Genomic DNA, 18,676 nt, shown 5'->3' on the forward strand with positions numbered 1-18,676 from the left:
CATGCGCTCATCCTCCTCTCCCCAATCGCTGCCCTGGCCCGAACTCAGCGACGCCTCCGTCGTCGCGTTGCAGGCCCTGTTCAGCGACTTCCTGGTCTTGTTCGAATCCCACTACCTCGGGCAGATCCATCGCTACCACGACGAACGCTCGCAGGAAAACCTGACCCAACTGAGTTTCCTGTCCGACGATCCCATCCCACACGAAGACCCGGACAGCCCGCCGTTCTGAAGCTCTCCCAAGCCCTGCGCTCGAGACGCCGCCGAACCCCCTCCCGGGGTTCGGCGGCTTAGTGCTGAGCAGACCCCTCAACGAACGTGATCAGCGCAACATCAAATCAGGTGATCACACTCACGCAGATTCCACGTGTTCGTGGGCGCTCTGGGGCAGAACTCCGAAGCGCAAGTTCAGCAACCTCAGCAGCATGTGCGCCTCACCCTGCCGAATACCCTTCTCCACACCCCGCTCCAGACCCTGCTCAAGGCCCTCTTCCCGGCCCTTTTCGATGAACCGCTCCGCAAACCGCGTCATCTCTGCCACCTCCTCGGGATAGCGCTGGCGGTAGACGATGCGTTCATTCTCGTCCAGCGCCGCGTAGATGTCGATGAAATCCAGGTACTTGAGTTGCCGCTCCGGGTCGGGCTTCAGATCCGTCAGCCCGCGCACGGCCATGGTGTACACCTCCAGCTTCCCGTCCTGCGCGAACGCCACGCTCGGCAGTTCAGCCGGGCGACCAGGTTCGGGCTGTCGAAGTGCCCCGGGCCGGCATCCGGGGCAATGAAGCTGCTATGGCTTGCCATACTGCGGGTAAGCTCTGTTTGCTGACGCCAGTGCCAGCATCATGAACCTCGAAGACAGAATCGTCGTTGACCCGTCGATTCGCAGCGGCAAGCCGTGTATTCGGGGCGCCCGGATCACCGTTTATGATGTGCTCGAGTATCTGGCGGGCGGGATGTCCGAGGCCGAGCTGCTACAAGATTCCCCGATCTCAGCACCGAAGATGTCCGCGCGGTGCTTGCGTTCGCCGCCGCCCGCGAGCAGCGGCTGGCCATCTCGCCCGCGGCTTGAGACTCCTGCTCGGCGAGAACCGCAGCCCACGGCTTGTCGCCCTGCTCGCCGACGTTGTGGAAACACGGCGCGGGACGCCCTATTCTTGCCCCATGCGCAACGCATCGACCATCGACCCGCACACACGCTCGGCGCTGGCAGCGTTCGAGCCCCTGGTGCGAAAGCGTTATGGCGCGCATTTTGCGGGCATGGTGCTCTTCGGTTCGCGAGCCCGAGGCGATCACCGGCCCGACAGTGACGCCGACGTGGCCATCTTCATCGATGCCACTGACGACCCGATACGGGAACAGATGGACATCGCCGAAGATGCCTATCAGGTCTTTCTCGATACTGGCGTTCTCATCCAACCGTGGGTGTTTACCGGCCGGCCGGACGCTCCGTGCGCGTCACCCGCTGAAGGGCTTCTCAACGCGGTCGAAGAGGAAGGCCTTCTGTTTTGAACGCGAGCCGCCTGCGAGCCAAGGCGGAGCGCGCCGTGAAGGAACCGCGGGCGTTTTTCGAGTGGGTCCGGCTCACCCCCTGATCCACCCCCTCCCCTATACTCCGGACCCATGGACAGGGGGAAGCACCACGGATGACCGACACGGTCGGCTACTACGACCGGAATGCCGCGCGGTATGTCGCCGACACCGCGGGGGTCGACCTGTCGGCGCTACGTGAACGCTTCCTGGCTGAAATCCCCGCCGGCGGGTTCATCCTCGACGCCGGTTGCGGGTCGGGGCGCGACAGCCTCGCCTTTCTGCAGCAGGGCTACCGCGTACGCGCCTTCGACGCCGCCCCGGAGATCGCCCGGCTCGCGGCCGAGCGCATTGGCCAGCCGGTGCAGGTGCAACGCTTCGAAGAGCTCGACGAGCGCGCCACCTACGACGGTATCTGGGCCTGTGCCAGCCTGCTGCACCTGCCCGCGGCGGAACTCCCGAACACGCTGCAGCGCCTCTGGGCCGCACTGAAGCCCGACGGCGTGCTGTACCTGAGCCTGAAGCACGGAGACGGCGAGCGCGTCGACGCCGAGGGCCGCCACTTCACCGATGCCACCGAAGCGCGCCTGCGCGACTGGCTGGCCGCGCTGCAGGAAATCGCCGCGATCGACTGCTGGCTCACCCGCGATGAGCGCCCGGACCGCTCCGAAACCTGGCTGAACGCGCTCGTGCGCCGGGAAACCGCACCCGCCGCCCGGCTCGTAACCGGCGACCCGACCAACCCGTTCCAAACGCAACTCTGCGACGCGATCGCCCACGCCGACGAAATCGACTTCGCCGTCAGCTTCGTGAAAGTCACCGGCCTGCGCATGCTGCTGCCCGACCTGCAGGCCGCACTGAGCCCCGACCGCGCCCAGACCCCAAACATCCTTGAGCGCCCCCGGAACCACGAGACCCGTCGTTGCGAGCGCAGCGCGGCAACCCATACAGAGCCGGACACATCCACGCCGCATGGATCGCCACGTCGCTCCGCTCCTCGCGATGACAGTGGAGGTGTCCGGACGTCACCGCGAGGAAGCATCGCCAACGTGGCAGTCCAGCCGCTGCCGGGATCGCCTCGAGCCTCCGGCCCTCGCGATGACCCGCCCACCCGCCCCCCGGCCCGTATCCGCATCGTCACCAGCGACTATCTCGACGTGACCGACCCCGAGGCGCTGCGCCTGCTGATGTTGCTGCAGGAACAGGGCGCGCAGGCCCGCGTTTTCCGCGCCGCCGGCACCAGCTTCCACCTGAAGGCCTACCTGTTGGCCCGCTTCGGCGCGAACCACCAGCTGCGCGGCACCGCGTTCATCGGCTCCAGCAACATCAGCCGCCAGGCGCTCACCGACGGGCTAGAGTGGAATTACCGCGTCGAATTCCCCGGCGACGACGGCTTCCTCGAAGCGCGCGCCCGCTTCGAGGAGATCTTCCGCGACCCGCGCACCGTCGCGCTCACCGACGACTGGATCGACGCCTACGAAAAGCGCCGCGTCCCGCCGCCGCGCGCGATCGCGCCGGGCAGCCAGGAAACCGAGCCGCCGCCGGAACCCACGCCGATCCAGTCCGAAGCCCTCGCCGCCCTCGAAGCCACCCGGCACGACGGCTACCGGCGCGGGCTCGTCGTGCTCGCCACCGGTCTCGGCAAGACCTGGCTCGCCGCCTTCGACGCCGAGCACATGGATGCCCGGCGCGTGCTGTTCGTCGCCCACCGCGAAGAAATCCTGAACCAGGCCGCGGACACCTTCGCCCGCATCCGCACCCGGGCACGCATCGGCTACTACATGGGCCAGACCCGCGACGCGCAGGTCGACGTGCTCTGCGCCTCGGTGCAGACGCTCGGCAAGAGCGCACACCTCGAGCGCTTCCCACCGGACCACTTCGATTACATCGTGATCGACGAATTCCACCACGCCGCCGCGCCCACCTACCGGCGCCTGCTCGGCCACTTCGAGCCGCGCTTCCTGCTCGGCCTCACCGCCACCCCGGACCGCACCGACCAGTCCGACATCCTGTCGCTGTGCGACGACAACCTCGTGTTCAACCGCGACCTGTTCGCCGGGATCGAGGCCGGGCTGCTCGCGCCGTTCCACTACTACGGCATCTGGGACGAATCCGTCGACTACCGCGAGATCCCCTGGCGCAACGGCCGCTTCGACCCGGAACAGCTCTCGAACAAGCTGGCCACCCTCGCCCGCGCCCGGCACGCGCTGAAGCAGTGGCGCCGACGCTCCCAGCAGCGCACGCTGGCCTTCTGCGTGTCGATCCGGCACGCCGAGTTCATGGCGGCACAGTTCCAGCGCGACGGCATCGCGGCCGCCGCCGTCTACGGCGGCTCGAGCCTGAGCCGGGGCGAGGCGCTGCAGCGGCTCACCGACGGCCGCCTGCAGGTCATCTTCTCGGTGGACCTGTTCAGCGAAGGCGTCGACCTGCCCACCATCGACACCATCCTGATGCTGCGCCCCAGCGAGTCGAAGATCCTGTTCCTGCAGCAGCTCGGGCGCGGGCTGCGCAGGGCGGAGGGGAAGGAGAAGCTCGTCGTCCTCGACTTCATCGGCAACCACCACGCCTTCCTGCACAAGACCCAAGCGCTGGCCCAAGCCGGCGCGACCTACCGCGAACTCGCCGCGTTCGCGCGGAAGCTGGAAGCCGGACGGCTCGAACTGCCCGACGGCTGCTTCATCAACTACGACCTCGCGCTGATCGACTTCCTGAAGGCGCTCGACTCCGACGGCACCGCCAAGGACTACCAGGCCCTGAAGGACGGCCTCGGCCGGCGCCCGACGCTGGCCGAGTTCTACCGCTCCGGCGCGAACGTGCAACGCATGCGCAAGGAGTACGGCAGCTGGTTCGAACTGGTCGCGGCGAACGAAGACCTGGGCGAAGCCGAGGCACAGGCCGCGGCAACCCATCGCGAGTTTCTGCGCGACATCGAAACCACCCCGATGACCAAGAGCTTCAAGATGGTGCTGCTGGAAGCCTTCCAGGAACTCGACGGCTGGGCCACGCCGCCCGACCTCGAGCGGCTCGCGCAGCGCTCCCGCGCCGTGCTCGAACGCCGGCGCCCCCTGCTGAGCGACCTGCCCGAAACCATGCGCGCCGGCGGAGACGGTTCCAGCACTGCCTGGCAGCGCTACTGGCGCGGCAACCCGGTGAACGCCTGGATCGGCGGCAACCAGCCGGCCACCGCACGCACCTTCTTCCGCGTAGCCGACGAACGCTTCGAGCCAACCTTCGACGTGCCGCCCGAGCACCGCGAACCCTTCACCGGACACGTGCAGGAACTGATCGACTACCGCCTCGCCACCTACGAGGCGCGGGCCGCCGCGACGGCGCCGGCAAACAACGTCGTTCCCTTCGAGCGGACCCGCGCCGACGGCACCGAACTGCCATTCTTCCCGAACCTACGCGTCGCCTGCGGCCACTTCAAGACCGGCCGCGCCGACGCCGAGGAACACCGGAGCCTCGGTTCTGGCCACGGGGCTCTCGACCCGGCGCGGCACTTCATCGCCCGCGCGACCGGAAACTCGATGGACGGCGGCAAGAACCCGATCCACGACGGCGACTACCTGCTGCTCGAACTCGTGAGCCCGCAAAACGCCGGCTCGATCACCGGCACGGTGATGGCGATCGAGCGCCAGGACGAAGCCGGCGACAACCAGTACCTGCTGCGCGTCGTTACAAAAGCCCCGGACGGCCGCTACATCCTCAAGGCCAACAACCCCGCGTTCGAGGACCTGGAAGCGACCGAATCCATGCGCACCATCGCCCGCCTGCGGGCCGTGCTCGAACCGCTGGAACTCGCGGTCGGTGAATCCTTCCTGCGCGAGGAGATCCCGCCCCTGCTCGGCGAGAGCTTCAACCCAGGCAACTGGAACAGCGGCCACGTCGTACTCGCAGACCAGAACGCGCACGTGCTGCTGGTGACGTTGAACAAGCAGGGCAAGGCAGAAGACCACCGCTACCTGGACCACTGGATCGACGACCACACGTTCCACTGGCAGACCCAGAACTCCACCACCCCGCAGAGCAAACGCGGCCGGGAGATCATCGAACACGAGCGCCGCGGCATCGCACTCCACCTGTTCGTGCGCGACACCAAGCTCAGCGGCGGCAAGGCCGCGCCGTTCGTTTACCACGGCAAGGTCCGCTACCAGAGCCACACCGGCAGCGGACCGATGAGCGTGATCTTCGAGGTGGGTGGCTGAAATGCCGCCGATCAAACAAGTCGTCTGCGCGGTCATCCGCGACACAGACGGGCGCATCCTGCTCGCCCGCCGCGCGCCTGGGCAGCACCTCGAAGGGCACTGGGAACTCCCCGGCGGGAAAGTGGAACCGGGCGAATCACTGGAGTCCGCGCTACAGCGGGAACTGCTGGAAGAACTGGGGCTCGTGGTGACGGTAGGCGAAGAGCTGGCGCGAACCGAGTACGACTACGATCGGGGGAGTATCGAGTTGATTGCCCTGCAGACCTTGGCCTCGGGTGACATCACGCACATGACCGTTCACGATGCCTTCGACTGGTTTGCACCGGACGAAACCAAGGCGATTGCCATCGCGCCAGCAGACATCCCTTTGCTGGGGTCGGTGTGGTATGGCCAGCAGGCCATTATTGGAATACCTCTACGCAAAGAACCGAAGCGCTGAAGCGCTGTAACATCCTCACAAGCAGGCTGTTTCGACCCACAGTGTAGGCAGGATGCGGGCTTGGCCACTCTGATACCTTCCATCAACTCCTGCCTCCCGCGAATGACGGGAGGCGAAAAGCGCTTCGCCCGTCGCCTCGAGGCCAAGCTGGAGGACGACTATCTCGTTTGGTACGACGTTCCCGTGGGTTCCCGAGGCTTTCACCCCGATTTCATCGTGCTCCATCCGCGCCGTGGGCTACTGGTACTCGAGGTGAAGGACTGGCGCCTCGACACGATCAAGGCTATCCATCGGTTCAGGGCGTCCATCCTTACCGCCCGCGGGTTGGTGAGCGAGGCCAACCCCCTGGAGCAGGCCCGAGGGTACGCCTGTGCGATTGCTTCCCTGCTCCAGAAAGACCCGGCCCTCGTCGCATCAGGGGGCCACCCGTACGCGGGCAAGCTGCTCTTCCCGTGGGGCTACGGGGCGGTGCTCGCCAACATCACGCGTAGGCAGTTCGAGTCGACCGATCTTGGCGAGGTGCTCGCGCCGCACCAGGTGATCTGCCAGGACGAGATTCTGGAGGACGTGGACACCGAAGCGTTCCAGCAGAAGCTCTGGGGAATGTTCTCCGTCCAGTTTGGCGAGGTGCTGACCCTGCCCCAGATCGACCGGATCCGATGGCACATCTTCCCGGAGATCCGAATCGGCGCTGCGCAGGCGGAACTGTTCGAAAACACGGAAGAGCCGCTGCCCGACCTGCTCCGCGTCATGGACCTACAGCAGGAACAACTCGCGCGCAGCCTTGGTGAGGGGCACCGCGTGATCCACGGTGTCGCCGGCTCCGGCAAGACAATGATCCTCGCCTACCGGTGCTTACACCTTGCGCGGGCGATGAACAGGCCCATCCTCGCGCTCTGCTTCAACGTGCCACTCGCCACCCGCCTCGAGGCTCTGCTGCGCGAGCAGGGGCTTGAGGACCAGGTGAGTGTGCGCAGCTTTCACGCCTGGTGCCGGTCGCAGCTCGTCCACTATCACGTCCCGCTGCCGAGCGATGGCAAGGACTACGCTGACCAGCTTGTGCAGCGTGTGATCAAGGCAGTCGACCGCCAGCAGATTCCGGCCGGCCAGTACGGAGCCGTCCTCATCGACGAGGGACACGACTTCGCCGCGCACTGGCTGAAGCTTCTCGCGCAGATGGTCGACCCCGCGACCAACGCCCTGCTGCTCCTGTACGACGACGCGCAGTCGATCTATGGCAAGAGCCGCCGCGGCAAGTTCAGCTTCAAGAGCGTCGGCATCCAGGCACAGGGCCGCACCACCATCCTGAAGTTGAACTACCGCAACACGACCGAGGTGCTCAGGCTCGCCCATGCCTTCGCCAAGGACGTGCTGACACCTGCCGATGCCGACGAGGACGGGGTACCGCTCGTACTTCCGGAAAGCAGCGCCCGGCACGGTCCGCCCCCGGAACTTGTCCGACTCCCGAGCTTCAGCGCCGAGGCCGACTACATTGCGGATCGCCTTTGCGCACTGCATGGCGAGGGCACCCCGTGGCGCGACATGGCGATTGTGTACCGAAACCACTTCATGGGCGAGAAACTCACCAGTCGCCTGGCAGCCGCCGGCGTCCCGGTCGACTGGCTCCATCGTTCGCATGACAGCCGCCGGTACCGCACCGGCGAGGACAGCGTGAAGGTCGTCACCTTCCACTCCAGCAAGGGCCTGGAATTTCCGGTCGTGGCTATCCCCGGGATGGGCTATCTGCCTCATGAGCACGACGACCCTGAAGACGAGGTCCGCCTCATGTACGTAGCAATGACACGAGCGATGGAACGGCTCGTGATCACATACCACCGGGAGTCGGCGTTTGTCGCGAGGTTGGCAAGGTGAGGTGAAACGGGCAGTGTGGAGCGCCAGCTGCGCTCGCGCGTATGGGCATGTCGGCCGGGCCGCCCGATCGGCGATGACCGGCTTGCCTCGCTACCCGATCTCCTGCGTCACTCGGCATTTGGGATAGCCAGAGCAACCCCAGAACTGCTGACCCGCACGGGCACCGCGGCGAACGTTGCGGATCACCATCGGGCTACCGCAGGCCGGACACGCGCGCTCGGCGGTGGGATCCGCGCGCTTCTTCAGGTTGCTCACATGGTTCCGGTGTGTCTCCATCGATGGCCGCATGCGGCCCGATTCCAGGTCGGAAACCAGTCCCCGAACCTGCTCCTCCGCGAACACGCGCTCGTGGAACGACTTGATGTGACGAATGTATCCGAGACCCTTCGTCACGTTCGGCGGCATCGGCGTCTTGAAACGGCTGTCGCCCATGAAGACCACCACGGAGTGGACCGTGTCGGACGGAACCCCGAGGATTTCTTCCACCGCCTTCACGTGCTTGTAGTTCTGCCGCAGGGGGTTCTGAAAGCGGAAGGTTTTCCGGAAGATCTTCTGCGTCCATTGCGGCTCCCGCTCCCCGCCGAAGATCCAGCCGCCCATGTTCTTCGTCTCGATCACGAAGATACCGAAGGGGGACACGATCACGTGGTCGACTTGAGTGGTGCCGTCACGCGTCCGCAGCGTGACATTGTGCAGCGGAACATAGGTGTCGGGATCCAGCAGCCTCCGGGCCGAAACGCGCACCACCCACTCTCCCAGATAACCTTTCACGGCTGGAAGAGCCAGTAACGCGAACAGAAGCCCCAGGACCGCAGGAATCGCAAACAGCCACCAAGCCTGAGCGAAGGCCTGGATAATCGGAGTGATGAAATCCATAGGCGGCATCTCGGCCATTGAAAGCAACTCGGTTAGACGCGATTCACCACTCCGCAGCCTTCAGCACGGTGCTGCGATCCAGAAGCGATTGTCCGGATTGTAAAGCGCCTCCCTCCGCAGGGCATCCCAATCCCAGCGTGACCAAACGTCGCTGGATACCCGGATGTGCATGGAACGTGCCTCCAACCGCGCCAGGGCAGCCTGGCGGTCGTGATGCAGATCCTCATCAACCGTGACCATGATTGCGATCCGTCCTGATCCAAACCAGGAGCCTTCGATGTCTACCACGACACCGTCACGTTCGACATCGGCGCGACAGTCACCCAATGGCCCACGCTCGCCTGAGGGTAAGGCAACCGCCTGGTCGGCAACAATCAGTTGTTTCGCCGCCCAGCGCAAAGCTTCCTCCGGAGCCCGAGGACAAGGCGTGCCACACTCGTGCTCGAAATGGTCCGGCTGCCCAGCGCCTCGTCTCGGCAGTACGATCTCTCCGCAGATTGGGCAACAATAGGCTGGCTCGTGAGCGCCGCTCAAAGGTTCATCGAAGACGCAGACTGACGAGTGAAGCGTGCCAGGTGGCTCGGGGACGGCGGCGGCGAAAGTCTGAAACAGCGGGGATCGAGGCATGGAACATCTCCGTCGGCATGAGTGGAATTCACGGTCATGGAGCGAAGATGGCAGGGAGCGAACAGGAAAAAACCGGGCAAAACCCGACAGAAAACCGACATGAACTCGCTGCCGCAGCGAAGATTCTGGGCGGCATCGCGGAAAACTGGGATGAGCGCAACCAGAAACCCGTCACCCTACTCCGGGCGCTTTGCCGCCTCACTGCGGAAGCTTCCGGAGCACGGACCCCCTTGTTCTCCTTCGAAGATCTCGCGAGAGCAGCGGCAGGGATCGATGGGAAGGCGTGGGCCTGGGGCATCGACCGCAACAGCAAACTCGACCTCGATTCCAAAAAGGAGCCGCGAGCGAGCCGCAAAGTCCGTACCGCCTTCGATAGCCTGCAAGCAATCTGGGCTCGCAAACAGGAGGGCGTCGCGCAGCACTTCCGCGATGATCTGGGTTGGGCCGAGGTTCCAGAGCTCGGCAAGAATTCTGGTGGTGGAAGGGGACACCCAACCGAGTACTTTCTGATCCTCCAGGCGCTTTCCAGTCAAACCGACCCGCCCAGCGATCGACGCTATCGGGTCCCTGAAGGAGGCCTGCGATACCACACGGACGACAGCGAGCAGCGGCGATGGCTGACCCGTGCGATGTCGGAGGGCTTTCTCCTGACCGGATGGCGAGCCGGATTCTTCGTTCTGTTGATCTTCGGCTCGCTGTTGTTTGCCTTACTGTTTGGCTCCGTGGCGCTGGCGGGAATTCTGGGATGGTTTCCGCTTCCCACCACCCTTGCGGCAATTTTTCTCGCTGCGGCCGTACTCGTAAGCGGCGCAATGCCTCTCAAGCGCCTCGCTGAAGATCGAATGATCCGCGCACCTTGGTGGCTCCAGGGGATTTTCGATCCCCATGACGACAAGCTCCTTCTGCTGCGCCGCAACCAAGCACGACAGGCGAACGAAGTGGTTCTCATGCGCTTCCTGGCGAAATGCCCGATCTGTGGCTCCAAGGTGCGTGTTCATCCGGGCGGGCGGGAATTCCACGGGCGAATCGTCGGCCGCTGCGGACAGGTTCCACTGGAACACGTGTTCGCGTTCGATCCGTTTACCCGTGTCGGTAAGGCGTTGCGGTGACGAGCACGGCGTGTGAGAAGCCGCGTCAACTCCACTAGACTGACAGTGCAACACGCCAACCGGATTGCCCGGCCGGCACTGCACCGGCCAAGACATTTCGCGAAGATTTGCCGGGCCCGCCACCGCCCATAGTGGCATTCGGCCCCGACTGGACGAGAAAAAGCGCATGCCCGAAACCTTGAACCGCATCCAGGAAACCCTGCTGGCGCTGTTGCCAGAGGACGGGAGCAGCATCGGGAATATGGCAGCGCGCCAACGGCTGTCCGAGACCCTTGGCGAAGATGTGTCCGGTGCCGATTACGAGGCGGCACGCCATGCGCTGCTGCGCGACGGGCGTATCGGCAAGGGCCGTGGTCGCGGTGGTTCAATCCATCGAATTCAGCATGCGACCCATGGCGACACTGAATTCAGCCTACGCACCCTGGAGGCCCCAGGGCCGGCGGCCCCGAAACCGCCTGGAGGCCAAAGCCCGCGAACCGAGCGCGCACCGTGCGGCGCGCGTGGCCTATCCAATCAGGTTCTCTCGTACCGCCACGACGACAAGCGCAAGAACAACCCACATGTCGGCATGGTGGACACCCACTCGGATGGCGTCGAGGAACGAAAGACCTGGCGCTACGATCCGCATCTGGCCCCGGAACTGCAATTCGACGTCGGCCGGGCGCAGATCGAACGGATCATCGACGACGCCCTGGCCTCCGGCGAGCCGGAGCAGATGCAGGCGGCGCTGGAAGAACTCAAGCGGCTGCAATCCCCCTTTCTGAACTGGGCCGGCAAGGCCGAGCGCACCGCCTTCACCGTCGATACCGTGTCGCTGCATGTGCACGAACGCATCGACCCGGCCACGATCCTGGCGGCATTGCAGAAGCGCCTCCGCGACAGCAAGGGCAAGGCTGCGCCCGCCTTCCAGCCCGACCTGTTCCATGCCCCGTTCGAGAACCTGCCGCTGCGTGACGCCATCGACTTCTACAAGCACGACCGCGACTGGGCAAACCGGCTGATCACGGGTGATTCGCTGCTGGTGATGAACTCGCTGCTGCAGAAGGAAGGCATGGCCGGCCAGGTCCAGATGATCTACATCGACCCGCCCTACGGCATCAAGTACGGCTCCAACTTTCAGCCCTTCGTCAACAAGCGCGACGTGAAGGACCGCAACGACGCAGACCTGACCCAGGAACCGGAAATGATCAAGGCGTTCCGGGACACCTGGGAGCTGGGGATTCATTCGTACCTGACCTATCTTCGCGATCGGCTGTTGCTGGCACGGGAACTGCTGCATGAGTCGGGGAGCGTGTTCGTGCAGATTTCGGATGAGAACCTGCATCATGTGCGGGAGATCATGGATGAAGTGTTCGGAGAAGATAATTGTAGTGGCGTGATCCCTTTCCTGACCACCACGTCGCAAAGCGCAGTTGGCATCGGATCTGTTGCTGATTACCTGATTTGGTATTCAAAGAACAGAGGTGTATTAAAGTACCGACAGCTATATTTGAATAAGGTTACAGCGGCAACGGGGGGATGGGCCTTGAATCATGCCAGATTCGACGGGTACGTCCTTAGACCACTTACAAGGCACGAACGGAAACACCGGGATCGCTTGCCAACGAACGTTTCTCTTTACAGGCTCGATAATCTAACCTCTCAAGGAGTGACTCCTACAGGCACAGTACGTTTCTCCTTCCATGGGCAACATTTTCACCCCGGCGACCGAAACCACTGGAAAACGACAATTTCAGGAATGAGATTTCTTGCAAAAGCTGGCCGACTTCAGCAATCCACCAACTCAGTCCAGTATGTTCGGTATTTCGACGATTTTCCGGTTCAGCCTATTACTAATGTGTGGTCAGATGTTACACAAGCAGGGTTCGTGGACGAGAAGTCTTATGTTGTGCAAACGATCACGAAAGTCATCGAGCGCTGCGTCCTGATGACCACCGACCCGGGCGACCTGGTGCTCGATCCCACCTGCGGATCCGGAACCACCGCCTTTGTCGCCGAGAAGTGGGGACGGCGCTGGATCACCTGCGACACCTCGAGGGTTTCGGTTACGCTGGCGAAACAGCGGCTGATGACCGCGAGCTACGACTACTACGAACTCAAGCATCCACACGAGGGCTTGCGAGGCGGTTTCATTTACAAGACGGTGCCTCATGTCACGCTGAAGTCGATCGCGAACAATCCGGAAATCGACGAAATCCATGCGCGCATGCACCCGGCGGTCGTGCAAGCGCTGGACGAGCTGAACGCAGCGCTGAAGGGCAAGGCGCCCCGGTTCAAGGTCACGGAGGGCGGGCGCAAGGGCACACAGGTGGATTTCTCCGCCCCCGCCAGCGCCACTGTAGAGTTACCCTCCGGTGAGCAGGTCGCCGCCAACGCCCTGTTGGAATGGGAGGTGCCCTTCGATTTCCCGCCGGACTGGCCGGAGGCCGCGCGCACGGTTTTCGATGGCTTCCACGCTGCACGGCGGGCGATGCAGCGGGCGATGGACGCTTCGATCGCGGCTCACGCCGGGCAGGAAGTGCTGTACGACCAAACCGATGTGAGCCGCCAGAAGCTGCGCATCTCGGGGCCGTTTACCGTCGAGGCGGTACCGTTTGCGACCGTGCTCGGTCTGGACGAGGCCGAGAGGCCACGCGAGGCCGACGTGGCCGTGGCGCGCTCGGGTGCGACGTCCCGGCAAAAAGTCTGGCGTGAAGAGTTGCTGAAGGCCGGGATTCGCGGCAAGGGCGGGCAGAAGCTGCGGCTGATGGACCTCGACACCCTACCCGGTACCCATTACATCCACGCCGTTGGCACCGTCGCGGACACCGGCGAGCGCGTCGCGGTGAGTTTCGGTCCGGAGCACGCAGCGCTGGAGCAGCGACAGGTCGAGATCGCGATGCGCGAAGCGGGCGAGCTGTTCCCACTGCCGAGGCTGCTGGTGTTCTGCGCTTTCACCTTCGACCCGGAAGCAGCGAAGGATATCGACAACATCAAGGGTATCCAGGCGCTGAAGGTACAGATGAATACCGACCTACTGACCGAAGACCTGAAGAAGGCGCGCGCCGGCAACGAGTCGTTCTGGCTGATGGGCCAGCCGGATGTCGAGGTCCGCACGCTCAAGGACGGCCAACTGCAGGTCGAGGTGCATGGCTTCGACTACTTCGATACCAAGACCGGCGAGCTGCGCTCCGGCGGCAAGAAGAACATTGCGCTGTGGGAACTGGATACCGACTACGACAACCGTTCGCTGTACCCGCGGCAGGTCTTCTTCCCGATGGCCGGTGGCAAGGAAGGCTGGTTCAAGCTGCGCAAGGACATTCGCGCCGAGTTGAACGAAGACCTGCTGGAGCGTTTTCATGGCACGAAGTCCCTGCCGTTCGTGCCGGGCGACAACCGCTGCATCGCGGTCAAGATCGTCGATGATCGTGGCATCGAATCGCTGAGGGTGATCCGGCTGGACGCAACGACAGGTGACGGACCATGAAGCCCAAGAGTCTCTCGCTGCGAGAGTTCGCACAGATCCGCGAAGCCGATGTCCATTTTGGCGATCTGACCGTTCTGGTGGGGCCCCAAGCCACGGGCAAGAGTGTCTTCCTGCAACTGCTCAAGCTGATTGTGGACTGGCCGTCAATTCACGATGAGTTCCGGCGGTTCAACATCGACTGGGGCGGAGACCTCGCCAGCTTCCTGGAACTCTATTTCGGCGAAGGAATGTCTGGAATCTGGTTGCCGAATACCAGCCGCCTGACGGTCGACGGCGCTGAGACAGACCTGGCCGACTTTGCCAAAGGCCGCCGCAGAACAGCCCGCGACGAACGCTTTTTCTTCATTCCGGCCCAGCGTGTAATGAGCCTGCGCGACGGGCTTACCCGAACGTTCACCGAGTACCGTTCCGGAGACCCGTTTGCGCTGCGTGCGTTCAGCGAACGTTTGCATCAGCTTATTCAAAATGAGTTTGCACAGAAGCCAGAACTTTTCCCCCAAAGCAACCGGCTGAACAACGCGTACCGCGAACTGATCTCCAAACATATTTTCGGCGGATTCGGCTTGGAAAGCGGGTCGGAGAAATTCCAGCGGCGGGTGACCCTGAAGGCACCGGGAAACGGCAGCGCGCTGCCCTATCTCGTCTGGTCGGCCGGGCAGCGGGAGTTCGTTCCCCTGCTGCTGGGGTTCTACTGGCTGATGCCGCCGAGCAAGGTCTCCCGGCGCGACAAGCTGGAGTGGGTCGTGATCGAGGAACTCGAGATGGGACTGCACCCGAACGCGATCTCGGCGACGATGGCGCTGGTCCTGGAGCTTCTCTGCCGCGGCTATCGGGTCTGTCTGTCCACACACTCGACCCATGTCCTCGACGTGGTCTGGGCCCTGGGTTTTCTCAAGAAGAACGGTGGGCAGGCCAAGGATGTGCTCCGCATGCTCGGGTTGAAGTCGACGGCTCGCACGAAGCAGATCGCGGGCGACGCGTTGAGCAAGGACTGCCGGGTCTACTACTTCAGGCCGGACGGTGTGGTGAAAGATATTTCGGACTTGGATCCCGGGGCGGCTGACGAGGCCGAATCCGGATGGGGTGGACTCAGCGGCTTCTCCGGGCACGTCGGGGATGTCGTGGCCGAGGTGGCAAATCGTGGTCCCTCGGAGAAGCGCTGATGAAATTCAAGGAGGCAGTGGAAGCCGCCGCGCACCCGTTGAACGACAGCTACAACCCCGGAAAGCAGGCCCTGAAGCGCGAGCACCGCGCTCAGGTCCGGGGGCGCGACCGTGCGTTCACGGGGAGCGTCGACATCGATGGAGCGTTACAGGCGGACCCCCGATATCGTCATGATCCGCGCTGGGATTACGGCTTGGGTTATGAACATCGGTCGGGTCACGAACAGGCCGTGTGGATTGAAGTGCACCCTGCCTCGACCAGCGAAGTGCGTGCAGTCATCCAGAAGCTGCAATGGCTGAAGCGATACCTGAGCGACCGCGCACCAGCGCTGAATCGTATAACCGTGATGATGGGTAAGCAGAAACCCTTCGTGTGGCTGGCGACGTCCGCGGTAAAAATTCCACCGAACACGCCGCAAGCCCGTCTGTTGCGGGCGCACGGTCTGGACCTGCCACGCCAACAGATCACACTTCCATGAACACTCCGACCTCGCTGATCCTGAACTCGCCGTACGATCCCCCGGCCCGCCATTGGGAGCAGGACGCGAATGGCAAGGTGCTGCAGGTGGTGGATGGTCGCCGACGGGCTGCCTACGAGCTGTACGACACCCGGAACAACACCCGGCGCATCGAAGATCTGGAGACGGTGAACCGGATTCGCGAGCGTGTGGACCAGTGGCGCGCGCACGGCTGGCCCGGAGTCACCAGCGTCACGCGGCAGTTGCTGGAGCACTGGCACGCGCGCGGCGAGTGGGTGCCGGGTTCCAGGAGCTGGATCGGCGGGCCGCGGCCATTTCCGTTCTACTTCTGCCAGTTGGAGGCGATCGAATCCCTGATCTGGTGGCTGGAGGCGCCGGACCCGTACCGGCAGGGCATCTACCTGCAGGGCGATGGTGGGCCGTGGGAACGCGTCTGCAACAAGATGGCTACGGGCTCCGGAAAAACCCCGGTCATGGCCCTGATCATCACCTGGCAGGCTTTGAACGCGATCCAGTACCCGAAGGATCGCCGCTTTTCGCGCGCTGTTCTGGTGATCGCCCCGGGGATTACCGTGAAGAACCGCCTGCAAGTCTTGTACCCCGGCGACCCGCGCAACGTCTACGACGAGTTTCACCTCTGCCCGAACGAATCCCTGCGGCAGCGGCTGAACCAGGTCGAGGTGCGCGTGGAGAATTGGCACACGTTGATGCCGCTGAAACCACCCGACCGCTCGGTGGTGAAGAAAGGCACAGAGAGTGACGAGGCGTTCACGCGGCGGGTACTCGGCAGCCTCGCCACGCAGCGGGACCTGATCGTGATCAACGATGAAGCGCACCATGCGTACCGGCAGCGTGCCGAAGTGAAAGTGAGTCGCAAGGAAGCGCAGGAACTGGGGATCGATCTCGACGAGGCGACCCGCTGGATCGAGGGGCTGGATCGCATCCACAAGACGCGTCGGATCCGCCGTTGCTTCGATCTCACGGCAACGCCGTTCGCACCCACGGGCAAGAGCAACACCGAGCGCGGCCTTTTCGAATGGATCATCTCCGACTTTGGCTTGAACGACGCGATCGAAGCCGGCCTGGTCAAGACTCCCCGCATCGTGGTGCGTGATGATGCACTGCCGAACGCGACCACCTACGCTAGCAAGCTGTACCACCTGTATCGGGAAAGCGAGGTTCGCGACGACCTGAATCGCCGAGCCGGGCCGCATGAACCGTTGCCGGACCTCGTCCAGAAGGCATACACCATCCTGGCTTACGACTGGCGTGAGACCGCAGCGGCCTGGCGGGAGAACGGACATACGATCCCACCGGTGTTGCTCACGGTCTGCAACCGGACCGAAACGGCTTCGCGCATCGAACATTTCTTCAACAGCGGCGATTGCCTGATCCCCGAAACGCAGATCCCCGAAGCGACGCTGCGGGTCGACTCACGGGTACTGGAAAAAGCGGAGCGCGGCGAGTCGGTCACCAAGGACAAGGCCTATGCCGAACGCCTCGAAGCCATTCTGCGGCATGCCGGTCTCGCCGACGACCGGCTCGAGGACCTGCTCGCACTGAAGCAGGAGGAGCAGTTGCGGGCATTGGTGGATACGGTGGGCAAGCGTGGCCAGCCGGGACAGCATCTGCAGAACGTCATATCCGTGGCGATGCTCTCCGAAGGCTGGGACGCCGCCAATGTCACGCACATCATGGGGTTGCGGGCCTTCACCAGCCAGTTGTTGTGCGAGCAGGTGATCGGCCGCGGCCTGCGCCGGGTCGCGCATGACATGGATGCCGATGGCCTGCTGCTGCCGGAGTACGTCAACGTGTTCGGCGTGCCCCTTTCCGTGTTTCAGGACATCGGCGGGGGCGAGCCACCGCCACCCCCGCGCCCAAGCGTGCGCGTGGAGGTGGAACCCGGGCGCAACCACCTGGAAATCCGTTGGCCGAACGTCGAGCGCATTCAGTCCGTGTTGCGGCCCGTGCTGCAAATGGACTGGAATTCTGTCGAATCGTTGGCCCTCGACCCGATGCAGACGCCCCTGAATGCCGAGATCGCACCGTCGCTGACTGGGGTGCCGAATCTGGCGCAGGTCTCGGCAATCGACCTCGAGGCTGCCGTCGATGATTTTCGACTCCAGCACCTGATGTTCCGGGCAGCACGGAAGCTGTTTCTTGCGAACACGGGCGGATTCTCGGGTGACAGGCAGTACCTTGCAGTACAGTTGATCCACATCGTCGAGTCGTTCCTGGAATCCGGCAAACTCGAGATCCCGAGTCTGTGGCACCAGGACCCGCTGCGCCGACGGCTGCTGTTCGCGTTGAACATGGATCGGGTCGTGGCCCACGTGAACCGTTATGTCCGTCAACAAAACCTGGAACGACTCGAGCCGCTATTCGACGAACACCAGCCGATCGGGTCCACCGCGCGGATGCGACCCTGGCTCACCACAAAGCCGTGCCGGGCAACCACACGCTCACAGATCAGTCACGTGGTCTACGACAGTACCTGGGAGAAGGTCGTCGCGGATATCTGTGAGCAGGATCCGCAAATCCACGCTTGGGCCAAGAACGATCACCTGGGATTTCGGATTCGCTATCTCTGGAACGGATCGTCCCGGAATTTCGTCCCCGACTACCTGATCCGCCTGGCGAACGGAAAAACCCTGGTACTTGAAGTGAAGGGCACCGACTCCGAACAGAACCGCGCAAAACGTGCGGCTTTACGGGAATGGACCGATACCGTCAATCAGCACGGCGGCTTCGGCGAATGGTGCTCGGATGTCGTATTCGACCCAGCCCAGACCCGGGATACCCTTTACCGCCATTGCTGAGCCGTGTGGGTCGCTCGGTTCTGAGTAGTCGCAGTCTACGACGAGTTCCGCAAACTTTCCGGGGCCGTACTGCCCCTGGAAAACGCGCTCGATCAGG

Annotated in this window: 13 protein-coding genes and 1 pseudogene; 11 read left to right on the plus strand and 3 right to left on the minus strand. The window is 63.6% G+C overall.

The window, feature by feature from the left end:
- Position 1 precedes the first annotated feature (1 nt).
- Positions 2-229: a rhomboid family protein gene (locus tag TVNIR_RS15525; protein ID WP_015256994.1), complete on the plus strand. Its 228-nt coding sequence runs from the start codon at positions 2-4 to the stop codon at positions 227-229.
- A 120-nt stretch (positions 230-349) separates the two neighbouring features.
- On the opposite strand, the gene TVNIR_RS15530 is transcribed toward TVNIR_RS15525, so the two are convergent.
- Positions 350-709: a hypothetical protein gene (locus TVNIR_RS15530; RefSeq protein ID WP_015260019.1), complete on the minus strand. Its 360-nt coding sequence runs from the start codon at positions 707-709 to the stop codon at positions 350-352.
- 130 nt (positions 710-839) lie between these two features.
- Between TVNIR_RS15530 and TVNIR_RS20850 the strand changes: the two are divergent.
- The 5 genes and pseudogenes from TVNIR_RS20850 to TVNIR_RS15550 all read left to right on the plus strand — a co-directional run.
- Positions 840-923 (plus strand): annotated as a pseudogene (locus TVNIR_RS20850) (DUF433 domain-containing protein); the annotation flags it as partial.
- A gap of 139 nt (positions 924-1,062) precedes the next feature.
- Entirely contained in the window at positions 1,063-1,506 is a 444-nt protein-coding gene (locus TVNIR_RS15535) for a nucleotidyltransferase domain-containing protein (protein WP_157092291.1), read from the plus strand.
- A gap of 134 nt (positions 1,507-1,640) precedes the next feature.
- Positions 1,641-5,729: a DUF3427 domain-containing protein gene (locus tag TVNIR_RS15540; RefSeq protein ID WP_015260021.1), complete on the plus strand. Its 4,089-nt coding sequence runs from the start codon at positions 1,641-1,643 to the stop codon at positions 5,727-5,729.
- 1 nt (position 5,730) lies between these two features.
- Positions 5,731-6,168 carry a (deoxy)nucleoside triphosphate pyrophosphohydrolase gene (locus tag TVNIR_RS15545; RefSeq protein ID WP_015260022.1) on the plus strand — a complete coding sequence of 146 codons (438 nt, stop codon included), beginning with the start codon at positions 5,731-5,733 and terminating at the stop codon, positions 6,166-6,168.
- A 102-nt stretch (positions 6,169-6,270) separates the two neighbouring features.
- Complete coding sequence (locus tag TVNIR_RS15550) at positions 6,271-8,040, plus strand: DEAD/DEAH box helicase (protein ID WP_015260023.1); 1,770 nt, start codon at positions 6,271-6,273, stop codon at positions 8,038-8,040.
- A 90-nt stretch (positions 8,041-8,130) separates the two neighbouring features.
- Here TVNIR_RS15550 and TVNIR_RS15555 read toward each other — a convergent pair whose 3' ends face one another.
- Positions 8,131-8,916 (minus strand): NERD domain-containing protein, encoded by a 786-nt coding sequence (locus TVNIR_RS15555; RefSeq protein ID WP_015260024.1) that lies wholly within the window; start codon positions 8,914-8,916, stop codon positions 8,131-8,133.
- 60 nt (positions 8,917-8,976) lie between these two features.
- Positions 8,977-9,315: a hypothetical protein gene (locus TVNIR_RS19870; protein WP_157092293.1), complete on the minus strand. Its 339-nt coding sequence runs from the start codon at positions 9,313-9,315 to the stop codon at positions 8,977-8,979.
- Positions 9,316-9,590: 275 nt separating this feature from the next.
- Here TVNIR_RS19870 and TVNIR_RS15565 point away from each other — a divergent pair, with 275 nt between their 5' ends.
- From TVNIR_RS15565 to TVNIR_RS15585, 5 genes are all read left to right on the plus strand, one after another.
- Positions 9,591-10,652, plus strand: coding sequence for a hypothetical protein (locus tag TVNIR_RS15565; RefSeq protein WP_043739825.1), 1,062 nt, complete (start codon positions 9,591-9,593; stop codon positions 10,650-10,652).
- A gap of 166 nt (positions 10,653-10,818) precedes the next feature.
- Complete coding sequence (locus tag TVNIR_RS15570) at positions 10,819-14,118, plus strand: site-specific DNA-methyltransferase (RefSeq protein WP_015260027.1); 3,300 nt, start codon at positions 10,819-10,821, stop codon at positions 14,116-14,118.
- Positions 14,115-15,281, plus strand: a complete 1,167-nt coding sequence (locus tag TVNIR_RS15575; protein ID WP_015260028.1) for an AAA family ATPase — start codon at positions 14,115-14,117, stop codon at positions 15,279-15,281. Before TVNIR_RS15570 ends, TVNIR_RS15575 begins: the two co-directional genes overlap by 4 nt.
- Positions 15,281-15,760: a hypothetical protein gene (locus tag TVNIR_RS15580; RefSeq protein WP_015260029.1), complete on the plus strand. Its 480-nt coding sequence runs from the start codon at positions 15,281-15,283 to the stop codon at positions 15,758-15,760. Before TVNIR_RS15575 ends, TVNIR_RS15580 begins: the two co-directional genes overlap by 1 nt.
- Positions 15,757-18,579, plus strand: coding sequence for a BPTD_3080 family restriction endonuclease (locus TVNIR_RS15585; protein ID WP_015260030.1), 2,823 nt, complete (start codon positions 15,757-15,759; stop codon positions 18,577-18,579). Before TVNIR_RS15580 ends, TVNIR_RS15585 begins: the two co-directional genes overlap by 4 nt.
- The last annotated feature ends 97 nt before the right edge of the window (positions 18,580-18,676 follow it).

Source organism: Thioalkalivibrio nitratireducens DSM 14787, from assembly GCF_000321415.2.
Taxonomy (GTDB): domain Bacteria; phylum Pseudomonadota; class Gammaproteobacteria; order Ectothiorhodospirales; family Ectothiorhodospiraceae; genus Thioalkalivibrio; species Thioalkalivibrio nitratireducens.

Coding starts and splice junctions, on each gene's coding strand:
- TVNIR_RS15555 (WP_015260024.1), bottom strand. CDS start 8,916: ATGGATTTCATCACTCCGATTATCCAGGCCTTCGCTCAGGCTTGGTGG.
- TVNIR_RS15545 (WP_015260022.1), top strand. CDS start 5,731: ATGCCGCCGATCAAACAAGTCGTCTGCGCGGTCATCCGCGACACAGAC.
- TVNIR_RS15580 (WP_015260029.1), top strand. CDS start 15,281: ATGAAATTCAAGGAGGCAGTGGAAGCCGCCGCGCACCCGTTGAACGAC.
- TVNIR_RS15550 (WP_015260023.1), top strand. CDS start 6,271: ATGACGGGAGGCGAAAAGCGCTTCGCCCGTCGCCTCGAGGCCAAGCTG.
- TVNIR_RS15565 (WP_043739825.1), top strand. CDS start 9,591: ATGGCAGGGAGCGAACAGGAAAAAACCGGGCAAAACCCGACAGAAAAC.
- TVNIR_RS15540 (WP_015260021.1), top strand. CDS start 1,641: ATGACCGACACGGTCGGCTACTACGACCGGAATGCCGCGCGGTATGTC.
- TVNIR_RS15575 (WP_015260028.1), top strand. CDS start 14,115: ATGAAGCCCAAGAGTCTCTCGCTGCGAGAGTTCGCACAGATCCGCGAA.
- TVNIR_RS15585 (WP_015260030.1), top strand. CDS start 15,757: ATGAACACTCCGACCTCGCTGATCCTGAACTCGCCGTACGATCCCCCG.
- TVNIR_RS15570 (WP_015260027.1), top strand. CDS start 10,819: ATGCCCGAAACCTTGAACCGCATCCAGGAAACCCTGCTGGCGCTGTTG.
- TVNIR_RS15525 (WP_015256994.1), top strand. CDS start 2: ATGCGCTCATCCTCCTCTCCCCAATCGCTGCCCTGGCCCGAACTCAGC.